The organism is Lactococcus sp. S47 (assembly GCF_016517475.1).
Classification (GTDB): Bacteria; Bacillota; Bacilli; order Lactobacillales; family Streptococcaceae; genus Lactococcus; species Lactococcus lactis.
Genome location: NZ_JACVUB010000014.1, coordinates 1 through 15,599, shown reverse-complemented (window position 1 = coordinate 15,599; position 15,599 = coordinate 1). Strand labels below are relative to the sequence as shown.

General features: G+C 32.7%; 11 protein-coding genes. 1 reads left to right on the top strand and 10 read right to left on the bottom strand.

Going from position 1 to position 15,599, the window contains the following annotated elements:
- The 5 genes from IAE52_RS11605 to ychF all read right to left on the bottom strand — a co-directional run bounded on the left by IAE52_RS11605 (position 1) and on the right by ychF (position 4,150).
- On the bottom strand, positions 1-1,188 hold the full coding sequence (locus IAE52_RS11605; RefSeq protein ID WP_233610992.1) for a DUF1430 domain-containing protein: 1,188 nt from the start codon (positions 1,186-1,188) through the stop codon (positions 1-3).
- Complete coding sequence (locus tag IAE52_RS11600) at positions 1,176-1,991, bottom strand: hypothetical protein (protein ID WP_233610991.1); 816 nt, start codon at positions 1,989-1,991, stop codon at positions 1,176-1,178. Before IAE52_RS11600 ends, IAE52_RS11605 begins: the two co-directional genes overlap by 13 nt.
- 5 nt (positions 1,992-1,996) lie before the next feature.
- The gene (locus IAE52_RS10995; protein ID WP_058217594.1) at positions 1,997-2,344 is read right to left on the bottom strand and encodes a hypothetical protein; all 348 of its coding nucleotides are present in this window, start codon (positions 2,342-2,344) and stop codon (positions 1,997-1,999) included.
- Positions 2,345-2,599: 255 nt separating this feature from the next.
- Positions 2,600-2,923, bottom strand: a complete 324-nt coding sequence (locus IAE52_RS10990) for a helix-turn-helix domain-containing protein (RefSeq protein WP_010905027.1) — start codon at positions 2,921-2,923, stop codon at positions 2,600-2,602.
- Positions 2,924-3,034: 111 nt separating this feature from the next.
- Complete coding sequence (gene ychF, locus IAE52_RS10985; RefSeq protein WP_015425597.1) at positions 3,035-4,150, bottom strand: redox-regulated ATPase YchF; 1,116 nt, start codon at positions 4,148-4,150, stop codon at positions 3,035-3,037.
- A 281-nt stretch (positions 4,151-4,431) separates the two neighbouring features.
- Between ychF and IAE52_RS10980 the strand changes: the two genes are divergently transcribed.
- Complete coding sequence (locus tag IAE52_RS10980) at positions 4,432-4,989, top strand: helix-turn-helix domain-containing protein (protein WP_033900600.1); 558 nt, start codon at positions 4,432-4,434, stop codon at positions 4,987-4,989.
- Positions 4,990-4,998: 9 nt separating this feature from the next.
- Here IAE52_RS10980 and IAE52_RS10975 read toward each other — a convergent pair whose 3' ends face one another.
- The 5 genes from IAE52_RS10975 to dnaA all read right to left on the bottom strand — a co-directional run bounded on the left by IAE52_RS10975 (position 4,999) and on the right by dnaA (position 14,911).
- Positions 4,999-5,199, bottom strand: coding sequence for a DUF951 domain-containing protein (locus IAE52_RS10975; RefSeq protein WP_003132155.1), 201 nt, complete (start codon positions 5,197-5,199; stop codon positions 4,999-5,001).
- A gap of 36 nt (positions 5,200-5,235) precedes the next feature.
- Positions 5,236-8,847 carry a helicase-exonuclease AddAB subunit AddA gene (addA, locus tag IAE52_RS10970; RefSeq protein WP_109990569.1) on the bottom strand — a complete coding sequence of 1,204 codons (3,612 nt, stop codon included), beginning with the start codon at positions 8,845-8,847 and terminating at the stop codon, positions 5,236-5,238.
- Positions 8,840-12,139 carry an ATP-dependent nuclease subunit B gene (gene rexB, locus IAE52_RS10965; RefSeq protein WP_109990568.1) on the bottom strand — a complete coding sequence of 1,100 codons (3,300 nt, stop codon included), beginning with the start codon at positions 12,137-12,139 and terminating at the stop codon, positions 8,840-8,842. Before rexB ends, addA begins: the two co-directional genes overlap by 8 nt.
- A gap of 105 nt (positions 12,140-12,244) precedes the next feature.
- A complete protein-coding gene (gene dnaN / locus IAE52_RS10960) occupies positions 12,245-13,387 on the bottom strand; it encodes a DNA polymerase III subunit beta (RefSeq protein ID WP_003130856.1) in 1,143 nt (380 codons plus the stop codon).
- A 156-nt stretch (positions 13,388-13,543) separates the two neighbouring features.
- Positions 13,544-14,911 carry a chromosomal replication initiator protein DnaA gene (gene dnaA / locus IAE52_RS10955; protein ID WP_015425593.1) on the bottom strand — a complete coding sequence of 456 codons (1,368 nt, stop codon included), beginning with the start codon at positions 14,909-14,911 and terminating at the stop codon, positions 13,544-13,546.
- Positions 14,912-15,599: the final 688 nt, after the last annotated feature.

Sequence of the window (15,599 nt, the reverse complement as noted above, 5' to 3'; positions counted from 1 at the left end):
TTATTCTCCCTTCAATACATCTAACAGTAAATTTTTCTTAAGATGTCTCAAAACAAGCGCAATAATTGAGATTTCAATAATAAAATAAATCCCTAGTGCTTCCGCAGTCACTAATTTGTCACTTTGAGTCATTGCATAGGCTAAAAATACCACCGCTTGACAAAAAACTAGTGTAAACAAGGATTTATAGATATTGAAAAATGATGCACCGTAAAGATTTTTCACCGCAATTTTCTTTTTATAGGTCTCAAAATAGAAAATAGTGGTTGCTAAAATCATGGATATAAAGATGAGAAAGACTAAACCGTTAGTCACTGCATAACTGTATGGGTTGCCAACAGTACTTAAATTATCAACTTTATTTATATCAGCTACTCTTACCATTGACGGATTACTTTCAAGAACATTATATTTTTTAAAAATTGGAATCAAAGGAGCATAGGACTTCTCTATTGAACCATTAATTTTATATTTCATCACTGGTGAATTTAAAAAGTTAATATTGCCATTGTCCACTATGTTTTTTGAAGTGTAAACTTCTATAATATCTGGAGTACTTTTAGAATCTAAACCATCCAATAATTCTAATTTTTGATTATTCTTGATAATATAATACTTAAAGGTTGAAGCTTGGAAAGAAGATAGTGAATCCGATGAAGCATAATATTTCTTAACTTGAGGAAGTTGAGATTTGTATTTTTCCGAAATAAGCACAACTCCTGAACTCTGATCAGCATCTATTTTTATCTTCTTATTTTCTGTAGATAGTACAGTAAATCTTGATAAGTAGTTAGTATTTACTTGTAAATCACTTAGGGTTCTCACCTTATCGATATTTGCACTTAGTACATTAACATAAAGCCCCGCATGATTTTCTGCATAATAGAATAAATCAAGAGCAGAGGGATTAGAAAAATTATTTCCTTCATATCCTCCTATGGCAGGATAAATCACACCATACTCATAATCCAATTTTGTATGCGTGGAAAATCCAGTATTTACAAAATAAAGTAAAGAAGCTGTGGTAGAAACAGTGACTAGAAAGACAAAAGCCTTTATCCCATAAAGGATATAATGGCTGTACTTAAAGAAAGATTTGGAATTAATCTGATTGGCAAGTGAAAAACTTGAAACAATACCGATTGATATATAAGATAAGCCAATCACTAAGAAAGTCATAACAAACATAAGAACGCTGTAGTCAAAATTAAAACTTTGAAAAGCAAAAAGCTAGAAACCAAATAAACTACTACGCTCACAATTAAAAATTCTTCCAGGAACAAACGTTTCCCAATCATAAAACTCCCTGCACCGTTTAGCCGATAAGTGGCAATAGCTTTATTGTTTCCGACTAGCCAAACAAAAAGAAATACAGCAAAAAATACGAGGGAAATACCAATGAATAAAATTAAATTATAATTAGTGTATAAAAATCCACTTGCAGTATCTGGCATGTAACCTTCTGGTTGGACTATCAAACTCTGAGCATTTGTTTTTACATGGTAGGTCTGATTTATTTTTTTTACAAATTCTTGGAGTGCATGTCTATCATTTCTACTTTCAACAAAAATATCAGCGTTTTCTAGTTGAACTTTTGAAATATCTTTAAGCGGAGCATTCCAAAAATTATATTTAAATCCATGCGATAAATATGTTTTTTTATTCTTTTCTTTGTAATTCGTCTGGTAAAAAACAAAATCATTCTTACTAGACGATAAATCAATCTCCCCTTTTCCATTTCCAGCATACCCTCCATAGCTACTTCTGAAAACAAAAGATGCACCAATTTGAGATGACACATCTTCTGCTATAGAGGCTATCTTTTCATTGTCAACAATGGAAGAAGGAAGATAAATTTGCCTATAACCTTGCACATTAAAATTTTTTTCAACTTGTTTGTCCGCCTCATTATTTTTAATGATATTAGCAGTTGACAAAGAGATGACTGAGAACAAAATCAAGAGAACGAATTTAATAACCTTATTCATCATGCTTCTTATTTATACCATCCAGATACTGGGGCATTCCAGGCACCAACTTGTGTAGCATAAGAAATTTTGTTTGCTCCTGTGACCGAGCTATAGACTGGTTTTATATTTTTACTACTCCCAACTTTTACCCAACTTTGATGTTTACGATTAATTTTTGCATTATCATGTCCCGTTGCCTTACTAATTTTAGGATTAAATCGTTCAACATAGCAAGTATTCCAACCACCAGAAACGAAAACCTGTGCCGAAGCAAAAGCTGTTCCAGAGATAAGTGCAGTCCCCAGTACTAAAACCGATACTTTTCTCTTTAGATTTCTGCGTCTAATCAGAGCGCGTGTCATTGTAAGTTCCATTGTGTTCCTCCTTTAAATATTAATAAGCTAGCTAAAGTCTCCATCAGAGCGCTAGTGCTTTTTTTCTGATAAGACAATGTAATACTTTTTTGTTTGCGCTTTCTTTATTGTGATTATAGTCTTAATTAACTTGTTTGTCAATATTTTAATTTTATAAACACTTTTATTTATTAAATGTAATTTATGAACAAGTGTAGTATTCAATCAATTACTTTCGCTAAACAAAAAAAGACCAAAATGGCCTTTTTATTTTCATCAAAATAAATGTAAAATAAATTTTAAAGTAAAGAGAAATGGAATGATAAATCCCCAACCCACCTTATAAATTAACTTCAATGTCCGTTTGTCATCAATTTCATGTTTTGCTTTTTCTTCCATCTTTTTGTCACCTTTGAGCAACGTGTCCAAAGAACAATCAAAAATTTCACTAAGTAAGATAATTTGGTCTGTTGTTGGTAGTGATTTTCCTGTCTCCCATTTTGAAATTGATTGACGAGAAATATGCATTTTTTTCGCCAATTCTTCCTGACTGAGATTTTTCATTTTACGATTTTCTTTGATTATCTGAGAGATTTCCATGTTGCCTTCCTTTCATGCTTTAAGAGTATCGTTTTTTATTCTTCAACTCAAGCATTTTTAGGTTGCAAAAATGCACCGATTCGGTGCATTTCTTCATTTCATTTACAAGGTTTACACGTTGAAACGGAATTCCATAATGTCGCCATCTTGACCAACATATTCTTTTCCTTCTTCACGCAAGCGACCGGCTTCACGAACAGCCTTTTCTGAACCGTATTTAAGCAAATCATCATAAGACATAGTTACTGCACGGATAAATCCTTTTTCAAAGTCTGTATGGATAATTCCTGCCATTTGTGGAGCTTTCATTCCACGTTTGAAGGTCCAAGCACGGACTTCTTTTTCACCAGCAGTAAAGTAAGTGGCAAGTCCAAGAAGGTGGTAAGCTGCACGAGTCAACATATCAACACCAGATTCTTTTAAGCCAATTGCTTCCAAAAATTCTGCTTTTTCATCATCTTCCAACTCTGAGATTTCTTCTTCAACACGAGCAGAAATCACAGCAACTTCAGCATTTTCAGTCGCCGCAAACTCACGAATTTGTTTCACGTATTCGATATTATCAGGTTCGCCTACTTCATCTTCTGAAACATTAGCTACATAAAGAACTGGTTTACTTGTCAATAAGAACAAGCTTTTAAGAACCTTTGTTTCATCTTCGTCAAAGTCAATTGTTCGTGCTGATTTACCATCTTCAAGTACCGGTTTGAGCTTTTTCAAAACATTAAATTCTGCGACCGCATCTTTATCTTTTGCCGTACGAGCAACTTTTTCAACACGCGCATAACGTTTATTGACTGATTCTAAATCGGCCAAAATTAATTCAAGATTAATTGTTTCAATGTCTGCCATTGGATCAATAAAAGCATCTTCACGATTATTTTCACGCATTACATTTTCATCATCAAAAGCTCGAACAACGTGAATGATGGCATCTACTTCACGAATATTGGCAAGAAATTTATTTCCTAGACCTTCTCCGCGTGAAGCCCCTTTAACAATCCCAGCAATATCTGTAAATTCAAAAGTTGTCGGAACAGTTTTCTTAGGTTTAATCAACTCTGTTAACTTGTTTAAACGTTCATCCGGTACTTCTACCATCCCAACATTTGGGTCAATTGTTGCAAAAGGATAGTTTGCAGCTTCTGCGCCTGCTTTTGTAATTGCATTAAAAAGAGTTGATTTACCAACGTTTGGTAAACCAACGATACCTGCTGTTAAAGCCATGTTTTATATTCTCCAAAATTAAGATTAATTAGTTCTAATTATACTGTAAATCGCCTAAAAACACAATAAAGGCAAGGAAAATCATAGAAAATCTCTAAGTTTACAAGTTTACACAAGGCTCGTAAACAATAAAGCATGTCATCACTAGCCTTTATTTTAAAGGCTTGCCACAAAATGTTACCCTAAAATACCACCTATGTTCTTGCTTTTAACTTCTCTTTAGTTGATAATGAAATCAGAAACAAATCACTAAATCACCCATTTAGATTTAAGGAGAAAAAATGCTCGGAGAAAATTTACAAAAAGCTCGTCTTGCCCAGAAGCTCACACAAGAAGAAGTTGCAAAAGAACTTTATTTTAGTAGACAAGCCATTTCACGTTGGGAATCCAATAAAACTGAACCAAATTTTGAAACATTGATTGCCCTAGCCGAATTATATGAATCAGATTTATCAGCTTTTGCTCAAGGAATTGAACCACAAAAAAGAAAGAAACATATCAACCTATTTGCTGGTTTTGGCTTAGTCTTTTTTAACTTCGTTCTTGGTTTCTGGTTGATAATTACTACAGCTTTGATTCTTTTGGCTCTCTATGCTATTATATTAGCTTTATTCCTTGCTCCATTTTTTATGATTTTCGCTGTTGCTACTCATAACCCACATATTACTTTTGGGAATGCGAATGGAGCAACAGGTTTTGACTGGTGGTACTGGTTAGTTGCGATTATCGCTTGTTCGCTGATGGTTCTTGTTAGCCCTTTGATTTGGCGATTTACAAAGTTACTTTACTTTTGGCTTATTAAATACCTCAAATTTAATCTCAAATCGGTTTATAATTAAAAAAAGGGCTCACTTGAGTACCTTTTTTATTTTTTTATTAAAGTCAAAACGACTCATCATCACTTCATGATTGCAGTTTGTACATCTTATCTTGATATCTGCACCCAATCTAGTGATTTCCCAAGCATTTGCTTTTTTACCAGTCGCCTTAACAGTGCAGGCATGAGGTTTCTTCATCTCGACAATCGAACCTAATTCATATTCCAGCATTATCTATCCTTTCTATACAATTCCTGTCATTATAATCTAATCATCTAGTTTTTCAACAAAAACTTGCTGAGGGCCTCCTAATAAAATGAGATACTTGTCAACTTGGTTGACATCGTAGGCTTTTTTCAAAGCCTCACTATAAAGATTCATCTGATCTCTATAACGCTCTTTTATTTCAGAAATAGCTGAAGAACTTGTAAATCTATCTGTCTTATAATCAAATAGAACGATTTTATCAGTAAGTTTAACAAATCCATCACAAATTCCCCGAACAATATACTGCTCTTTAGCAAATTCATCTGTTCTCAACATTGAAAATGGTGCTTCTTTAACTGTTTTATCAACATTTTCTGATAAAAACTGACCGAAATCTGTATCAAACAAAGTCAAAATTTTAGCAATATCAATTTGATTTTTTATTTTTTCATCAAATCCCATTTCATCAAGTGTCGCTTGAAAACTAAATAAATCTGCTTGAGAAAAATCTGCATACTGCATAAAACTATGTGTTGCCGAACCGATTTCTGCAGCAGTAACTTTCTTAGGACCAAAATCAGAAAAATCTAGTTTTTTGACCCGAGTAAATTCACTTTTCGGTTGAATTTCACCCACTTGTAATTGTTTTTCGTAGCTTCGTTTTTTAACCTGACTTGGTGTTTGAATACTTGAAAGCTCTGTTGCTGCTTGATGTGGATATTCATAATTCATAATTTTTTGAGCTTTTTGTATTTCATCAGAATAGGCCATGATATTATCAAATTTTTCCGATTCTTCGACCAATTTTTTGAAATCAGGTTGACTTGTAAATTCAAGTTTTTCTGCTTCCAACTCTTCTTTTGTGTAGACATTGAGTTTAATCGGAAGTTTTGTGGCATTTTGAAGCGCCAATATCCAGTGTTGAAAACCGCGACTTGAATTACGAAATTTATCTTCTAAAATCTTCCCTTCTAAACTTGCATTATCATAAAGGTCAAGTCCTGATTTTTTATCTGTTTCTTTTATTTTTCCAACAAGATAAAGTTTTTTCTTTGCTCGTGTAAATGCAACATATAAAACACGCATTTCTTCTGAGAGAGCTGCTCTTTGTTTTAAGTCTTTATTCACCATATAAGGGAATGTTTCCATTTTCACTAAAGCATAAGGGAAATCAGTTATAACATCTGCTTCATCCTTTAAATCAGCAATAAGCTTCATTCCTAAACCATTTTCACGACTTAGGATAACATCTTCTTTCAAATCACGATCGTTGAAACGAGATTGTAAATTCATTAAAAAGACATAATCAAATTCTAATCCTTTTGATTTATGGAAGGTCATCACTCGAACAGCATTTTGAGGAAGTTTTATATTAACAGAAGCTAAATCATTATTTTGTTCCATAAATTTGTTGATTAATCTTACAAATTTAAATAATCCTTTATAACCAGAACTTTCATATGATTCTGCTCGAACCGCTAAGGCTTGTAAGTTCGCTTGGCGCATTTCACCATTTTTTAAGGCACCAACATAGTCAAAATAGTAGGTTTCGGTATATATTTTCCAAAGTAAATCATGAATTGCAACTTGGTTTACAAGTTTACGCCACTCTGTAAACTTCTTATGAAATGCTTTAAGCTTGTTCTCTAAGGAAGGATTGATAAGTTCTGGATTTTGTCCTTCTTTATTAAGTGACAAAAGAATTTTATCCCAAAATCGAAGGTCATGGCTTCCTTGAGTACTGATTCTAGTTAATTCATCTTCATTAAATCCAAATAACGGAGACCTTAACATTGCAACCAATGATAAATCATAGAGTGGATTATCAATTGCTCGTAAAACGTCTAGCATAATTAAGACTTCCATTGATTTCAAAAAATCAACTCGACCTTCATCAAGAACGACCGGAATATCGTAACTAAGCAGAATATCCTCAATTTTATTATTATTTGATTTAGAACGAACCAAGATTGCTATATCTTTTGGTTCAACTCCAGCTTCAATCAATTTTTTTATTTCTTGAGCTGCTCCTTTAATCTCTCCATCCGAAATTCTTACTTCGGATTCATCTGTTTCTTCATCACTTGTATTTTCTTTGTATAAAAGAAGTTCTGGATAAAAATCTTTCTCAGATTCAACTGGATAATCAGTAATATTTCCTTGAACTAATGCTTCTTCTTTGCCATAAGTCATCTCACCTAATTTTTCATCCATCAGGTGTTTAAAGATATCATTTGTAAATGTTAAAACCTCACCACGTGAACGAAAGTTTTCTTTTAAGCGAATTAGTTGATTTGGATTTTCTGTCTTGGCATAGTCTTTATATTTTTCTAAAAAGAGGCCAGGGTCAGCTAAACGAAAGCCATAAATTGATTGCTTAATATCACCAACCATGAAGAGATTATGTCCATTTGATAAAAGTTCCAGCATTCGCTCCTGAGTGTGGCTGGTATCCTGATACTCATCAATCATGATTTCATCATAATGTTCTCTTAAAGTTTCACGTATATCTGGATTTTCCTCTAAAATTTCGATGGCAAAGTGTGCGATATCAGAGTACTCAAAGGCATTTTCATTCTTTTTACGTTCTAAATAACTTTGGTAAAACTCAATAACAAATTTTTGTAAGTTTTCTGCGATTTCAAATGCTTGATTTTGATATTTTTCAATCAATTGACCATGTTTTATTTTATCAACAAACTTCCGAATTTCTCCAGGTTTGGATTTCGAGCCCACTAAGTCTTGTTTTTGTGCTGAAAAATCTTTTTTCAGAGCCGAAAGTATTTCATCTTTTGAAGAACCCACTCGAATATCTGTATCTATTGATAAAAATAGTTCTGTGAAAGTTGCAAAATCTTTAGTGGTTATTGCTTCTAAGAGTTCATTTTTATTATCTAAAATAAGATTGGCCTTATCACGTCCAGCCCCTTTTTTAGCAATTACTCCATTGGTTAATGAAGTTTCTAGAAGTTCAAAAAATATCAGTAAATTCTCTTTTATATCTGCTGAAAAATCTGCAGACAAGTCTGTCAGTGATTTATATGTTTCAAAACCTTTTAAAAATTGATTTTCTAACCACTTTATTGGATTTTCAGTTGCTGACGCAAAACGGTAAATAGTGTAAACTACTTTTTGAAAACCAGCAATATTTCTGTCTTTAGAAAAATTTTTTATAAGTTCTTCAAATTTTTCTTTTGAAATATTCAATCCATCATCTTCTGATAGATAAGACTCAACCAATTGTTCAAAGACTTCTTGTCTAATTAAATCACTCTCTGTTTGATCAGCTAAGATTCGGAAATTCGGGTCAATATTTACTCGATTGAAATTCGTTTTTGTCAATTTTTGGGTGAAACTATCCATAGTTCCAATATCAGCATTTGACAGGTTCTGTAAAGCAAGTGTCAACCTACGAGCTTGATTTTCATCAGAACTTTCTTGTCTGGCTTTTTTTAAATCTCGCTCAAGCCGCATCCGTAATTCGCTTGCTGCTTTTTTTGTAAATGTGGAAATGAAAAGTCGATCAATTTCAATTCCTTGTTTGACTTTCTCGACAATTCTTTGAGCCATAACAAAAGTTTTTCCGGAACCAGCACTCGCTGAAACTAGAATATTCTTACCAGAACTATGAATGGCTTCATTTTGCTCTGGAGTTAATTTTACTTCACTCATTTCGCCCTTCTCCTTTTAATTCTGCTAAGATTTCTGCTTGGGATTTTTGACCAATTTCACGACTATGCTCATTCATGTGTACATTTGCTTCAAATCGACAAATAGATTTAAGCGGACAGTAGCGACAACCTCGAACATTACCTGTTTGATCAATCCCTTCGGAGCGTTTCATAATTGGATTTATTGCAATCTGACCACTCTTAAGTCGCTGACCAGCATGCTGATAATGATTTTCATTCAATTTTAAAAGCTGTTCAAATTCTTCTTGATTGTAAATATTAGATTTTTTTACAGTAATATTTTCTATTGCTTTTATTTGGTCAGCTGCCTCTTCCAAAACTAAACCATCATAGCGCATTGATTCTTTCAATAAGCCAGCAATCTCTGATAAATGATTGATTTCTGATAAGTTAATTGGTTGATTTTTAAATTGTAAATAAAGAGCACCCCATATTTTTTGATTAGGAAAAGCTTCTTTAATCACGTCTAAATAGGTCATAAATTGTAAACTCAGACCGTCATAAGCATCCTGTAATTTAAAGGAATGAGCACTTGATTTGTAATCTATAGCTCCTAAATAATCAGAAGAAAGTTGGTCCAAACGGTCAATTCTTCCTCGTAAGTAAATATCGTCAACAGAAAAATTACCTAATTCACTTTTTGGTAAGCCAAAACTACTTTCTGTCAGTAAAGTTTTAAGTTCATCAGTAGAAACTGTTTCCTTTAAAACTGTTGCAGTCTGTCTAACAATTTCTTCTAAATTGGTCCAAGTAAATCTTGCTGTTGCATCCTGAGTAAAATAACGAGAGTAATTACTGTCAACATCATGTAAAACTTTTGTCAATTTTTCATCAAAATTTTCAGCTGACAAAGCTTCTTCTTGCATGACTTTTTCAAAAACTTCATGGAAAAAGTTACCGACAATTTTGGAATTTATATCAATATTTTCAAAAGTTTCCAGACCCAAAGTGGTCTCTAAAAAGTACTGATATTCACAGTTATAAAAGCGTTCAAAAGAACTGACAGAAGCATAAAGTTTATCACCATAAATTTTGTCTAAGGTTTCTTTTGATAAGTTGACCGTATCAATATCTTTAGCTAAATCCAATAATATTTTTTGAAAATCAGGATTTGACTTAACTAAGATTCGGAAAATACTAGACCAAAAAACTCTTTTGTCATCATTTTTTTCTTCAGTTTCAACAAGTTCACGCTCAATTTTTCCAATCATAGAAATCACTGAACGACTGTTTCCAATGTGCTCTAAGCTTTCAAAAAGATTGACTTCTTGAATTTTTTGAAGAATTTTTTCATCCGAATGATTCAAAAATAATTGGAAAACTGGTGAAAATTCTCCTTGCTCATTTGCCATAATTTGTGGCATGGACAAAACTAAAGTTTCTTTTGCTGAATTCACTAAAGAAAGGACTGTAAACTGATTTTTTTGATAGTTGACAACATTCAACTGTTCAATAAACTGATTTTCATCAGTTGTTTGATTGATTTCTAGTCGTTCTTCATCGGATAAAAGTGTTGAATTTTTCTTTATTCTTGGAAAATTGGTTTGACTCAAACCAATGGCATAGATATATTTATTAGTTTTAGGTTCAACAAGTTCATAATCTTTGATGTTTACAACATCAACGTTTGCTGGAATTTGTCGATATTTCGCATTTTTCAATCCTGCTAATAAAATATCTAAAAACTCCACACTTTTCAATTTTTCATCAGAAAAAACGGCCAAAAACTCATTCAATATCGAAATAAGCATTTGCCAAACTTGTTCATGTTTATCAGCCATTTGGTGCTTATTTTCAGATTCTGCTTCTGAAAAATAAGTGTTCATATTGACCATTACATTTCCATTTTCAAGTAAAACTTGTAAATCAGAAACCCATTTTTTTCCTGTTTTTTGCCGATTTGTCCCCAAAAAGACTTGTAAAGGAGAATCATTTCCCAATAAGTTTTCGCGAAGTTGATTCACTAATTCAATTTTAGAAAACTCACTTTCATTGAATGCTTCCGTAAATTTTTTTCGACCAGAAATCTTATATTTTTGAACATAGTATTCAAAGTAATCAATGACTTCTTCATCTAGGTTGACATCAGTGTAAACCTTACTTTTTAGAAGATTGACAACATCATCTGTCCGATAATTATTCTTTTTAATTGAAAGTAAACTTTCAAAAAAGATAACCAAAGGATGCTGACTCATTGATTCTTCTTGGGCGTAGAAAAATGGAATCTCGTAAAGTTCAAAAATTTCTTTCAAAGTAATTTCATAAGCAGCTGGATCGCCTACTAAAACTGTAAAATCTTTGAAAAAAGCCCCCTGACTTATTTTTTGTCTAATTTCCTTTGCGACACCTTCAATTTCAACTTTTTGATTTTCGGCTTCCCAAATTCTGAAATATTTTGCATCAGCAGAATTTATTTCAATATTTTGATCAGAAATGGCAAATCGTGAATCCAAATCGAGTAATTTTGTCAACTTGTTGTAAACTTCATTGACAGATGAAAAAGCCATTTTTCTTAGTTCTACTGGAAATTTACTGCGAAAACGCCCAATCATTTGACTCGTACTGATATAAATTGTTTCAGATCCGGTTGTCAGTGAATTTTCATCACTGTAAGTTCCAATGACAAAACGTGCCACTCTATCTTGAATACTTTCAATAAAAAGCTCTTCTTCCGCAGAAAATCGAGTATATCCATCAATGACAATTGTCACATCTTTGAGTTGAAAATCAAATTCCCCATCAGCAAGACGACTAGTAAAATCACCAAATTCTGAGTAGTTAGCATAGTCATTTGCTAATTTTTCTTCAAATCTACTTAAAATCTTTTTTAATTCTTGATTTTTAGGGCTGTCAGGTAAATTTTCTACTGACAGATTTGCTGTCAGTAACTCTGTTCTTAACTGAATTAGCATTTCCAAAAAACCAGCAGAATCCTGTAGAGAAAAATACAGCGGAATTTCTTCTTTTGAAAAACTCCTCAAAACACGTCGAAAAAGCATTGAAAGGCCTGCTGTGCCTAACTCTGTCTTTGTTGTCGCTTTTTCCCGCTTATCAAAATAATAAGGCAATTGCTTAAAACGAGTGACGAGTAAGTCAAAAACTGCTGCATCACTTCCCTTAGCCAAGCGCTCTAAAATTTCTTTCTCCTTCTCAAATGACATTGAAGAAGGCACAATGTAATAAACTTTTCGATTTTTTCCAAGTTCTTCAAGAGAAATCTCTAATAGTCCCTCTGTTAAATCTTGTGTAATTTCAGTATATAAAATTTCCATAAAAAATAGACCTAACTTTCGTTAAGTCCATTATAACAAAATCTAAATTTACTGACAGACATTTTCGTCAGTAAATCTAAGCTGACAAAAGAGCTGTCAGTAAAATTAATTTGTACGTACTGGTGTAATCAATTGAACAAATCCAGATTCTTCATTACGTGGTTGTAAAGTGAACGGACGAACATTAGAAATAAAGCGAATACGAACTTCTGGTGCTTTAATCACTTTCAAAGCATCAATCAAATATTCAGGATTAAAGCTGATTGCTAAGTCATTTCCTTCTTTTGATAAGGCCGTCAATTCTTCATGGACAGAACCGACCTCAGGAGAGTTGGCTGTGGTTACTACAGAATCACCAGAAACCGTCAATTTTACAGTTCCATTAGTTGTCATTACTGTCAACAAACGCGCACGATCCATTGTATGACGCAATTGCGCAGCATCAAAAACTAAATCTAAAGTATAATCAGCTTCATTTGGAATTAAACGATTAGTATCAGGATAAGATCCTTCAATCAAACGACTATAATAACTAATTGTTTCATTTCTAAAAAGCATTTGGCTTCCACTAATGAAAATTTCAATCTCTTCTTCATCATTTGTGAAAACATTTTTAAAACTATTGATTGATTTACTTGGCAAAATAACATCAAATTTTAATTCTGAATCTTCTAAAGGCAATAAACGTTGACTCATCCGATGTGAGTCAGTTGCGACTGCTTTTAATTCTCCAGTTGATAAAGTTTCTAAATGAACACCTGTAAAAATGGGACGATTTTCTTGAGTACTTACAGCAAAAACTGTTTCTGTAAAAATTTCTTTAAGTACTTTAACTTTCATTTTCAATGAAGAGCCTTCGGAAATTTCTTGTAAATGCGGATAGATTTCTGAATCCAGGCCTTTTAAAGTAATTTCTGACTTACCAGAAGTTAACAAAACTTGCTTTTGTTCTTTTTCAGTAAATTCAAGAGTGACTTCTGGTAATTGACTTACCACATTTTCAAAGAAAGCAGCTTCTAACAAAACTGAACCCGTTCCTGAAATAAGCATACTTGCATCTTTATTATCAACAGGTAAAAAATTCTTAATTGAAATTTGACCATTTGAACCAATTAAAGTAATTCCATTTTCTTCAACTTCAATTTTTAACTTTGTTAAAGCAGGAATTGTTACTTTAGAACCAATTGCTTGTTTGGTAATTCTCAAAGCATTTTGAAACGCATTTTTATTAATTGAAAATTTAATCATGAGATTCCTTTATAATTTCTTTTTATAAATATAATAGTAATAGTAGTAGGTCCTGTGGATAATCTGTATAAGACAAATCCACTTAGAAGTATAAGCTTTTCCCCTGTGGATAATTAAAGAATAAACATTTTATAAGTCCTTGAGTTTTCCACAGGTTTAAAATTTACGTTTAATGCTATCTATGTCTTTTTGAACATCCATATCATTTTTCATCTTATCCGAAATTTGTTTATAAGCATACATTACCGTTGTGTGATCACGGCCGCCAAAAGCAGTTCCAATTGCCGGAAGACTTGTACCTAAAAGTTCTCTGACAAGATACATCGCAATCTGTCTTGGAAAGGCAATTTCCTTAGGGCGCTTAGGACCAACAAGATCTGAAAATGAAATATGATAATAATTAGCAACTTCATCTTGAATTTTTTTAATAGTAAGATTTGATAAAGATTGCTGAGTTGCATTTTTTAAAGAACGCAAAGCCTGACTTGCTGTCTCAATATCGACCACCGCAATGCCATTTGCTCGAGCCACAAATTCGACTCGATTTAGAGCGCCCTCGAGTTCGCGAACGTTTGAATCAATCTGACCAGCAATATAAGATAGAGTTTCACTCGGAAATTCTAAACGACTTGATTCAGATTTAATCAAAAGAATAGCCATCCGAGTTTCATAGTCAGGAGCCGTAATATCAGTAGTCAAACCCCAAGAGAAGCGTGAAACCAAGCGATCTTCCAAATTATTTAATTCTTGCGGAATACGATCAGAAGTTAAAACAATTTGGGAACCTTTATCATAGAGTGCGTTGAAGGTATTGAAAAATTCATTTTTCGTCCCCTCTTTATCACTGAAAAATTGCACATCGTCCAATAGAAGTAAATCTAAATTACGATAAGTATTTTCAAAATTCTCCATTTGGTTTTTTCGCGTTGCATTAACATAGTCGTTAACGAAATTCTCCGAAGAAACATATTTAATTCGAGCAGTCGGATTGTCAGTCAAAATCTGATTTCCAATTGCATGCATTAAATGCGTCTTACCTAGACCAGCTCCACCATAAATAAATAGTGGATTATAGGTATCACCAGGTTTATCAGCAACAGCAATTGCCGCAGCCAAAGTCCAACGGTTACCAGGACCTTGCACAAAATTTTCAAAATTATATTTCTCGTTGAGACCACTAACCAAAGGAGAAGCGGGTTTAGCAGTAGAATGCGGCTGCTCTTCAATAGAAGATTGATTATTTAAACGATGAAGTTCCAGTTCAGTTAACTCATCATTTGCATAGAGTTCATAATCAATCATCCGACCAAAGACCTCAAATCCCGCCGTTGTGATCAAATCGGACTGTTTTTTCCAATAATCTTTTTTCATTCCACTATCAAGCAAGATATTGGCAGTATCTTGCTCGACAGACATTAATTGAGCAGGCTCAATAAAAAAATCATAAGCTTGTTTACCGATACTCTGCCGAGCTAGTTCGGTTACACGGGCCCAAAATTTTTGATTTTCATTAAGGGATGCCATATTACTCCTTTACTTTTTAGTTTGTTGATAACTCATTATATCATTTCACATTATATTTTTCCACAGTCTGTTGAAATTAACAAAAGAAAGTTTTCCACCATAAGAAAAAGTTATTAACAAAACTGTGGATAATGTGTAAAAGTTTTTTTATCCACAGAAAAAGATAAGGAATACCAAATGCATACGGACTTATCCACAAATCAAAAAAAGTCAAATTTATAGATTATTTACTGTGGAAAAAGAAAAAATTAAGAAAAATTTACCACAGCTTTTAGACAGTCAGTTCTATCTTTGGGGATATTTTATCTCTAATGTAATAAAATCCAAGAATTTGAAAATAAATTGTTAAATTTTAAGTTTTCTACTATATAAAGACGTAATATAGAGACGAACTATTTGCTACAAAATAAGAGAAAGTTCAATTTTCTACTATCCATAATAAAAATTTACTTAAGTTTAAAAACATCATTTCTACGTAAAAAATCAAAGAATTTTATTCTCAGAAGGTAAGAAAGACTAAAATAAGCACCTTATCTTATTAAAAAAAGAAAAAATAAAAACTAAAGAAAATCAGTGGTGGCATGAAATAAAGCGAATACAGGAGAGGGAAAAAGCGAACGTAAGATAAAAAAAGTCGTAAAAGTCACAGTTAATTCTTGACAAGTTTAGTTAGGTTTGATAGAATATA

Coding starts and splice junctions, on each gene's coding strand:
- IAE52_RS11605 (WP_233610992.1), bottom strand. CDS start 1,188: ATGTTTGTTATGACTTTCTTAGTGATTGGCTTATCTTATATATCAATC.
- IAE52_RS11600 (WP_233610991.1), bottom strand. CDS start 1,991: ATGATGAATAAGGTTATTAAATTCGTTCTCTTGATTTTGTTCTCAGTC.
- IAE52_RS10995 (WP_058217594.1), bottom strand. CDS start 2,344: ATGGAACTTACAATGACACGCGCTCTGATTAGACGCAGAAATCTAAAG.
- IAE52_RS10990 (WP_010905027.1), bottom strand. CDS start 2,923: ATGGAAATCTCTCAGATAATCAAAGAAAATCGTAAAATGAAAAATCTC.
- ychF (WP_015425597.1), bottom strand. CDS start 4,150: ATGGCTTTAACAGCAGGTATCGTTGGTTTACCAAACGTTGGTAAATCA.
- IAE52_RS10980 (WP_033900600.1), top strand. CDS start 4,432: ATGCTCGGAGAAAATTTACAAAAAGCTCGTCTTGCCCAGAAGCTCACA.
- IAE52_RS10975 (WP_003132155.1), bottom strand. CDS start 5,199: ATGCTGGAATATGAATTAGGTTCGATTGTCGAGATGAAGAAACCTCAT.
- addA (WP_109990569.1), bottom strand. CDS start 8,847: ATGAGTGAAGTAAAATTAACTCCAGAGCAAAATGAAGCCATTCATAGT.
- rexB (WP_109990568.1), bottom strand. CDS start 12,139: ATGGAAATTTTATATACTGAAATTACACAAGATTTAACAGAGGGACTA.
- dnaN (WP_003130856.1), bottom strand. CDS start 13,387: ATGATTAAATTTTCAATTAATAAAAATGCGTTTCAAAATGCTTTGAGA.
- dnaA (WP_015425593.1), bottom strand. CDS start 14,911: ATGGCATCCCTTAATGAAAATCAAAAATTTTGGGCCCGTGTAACCGAA.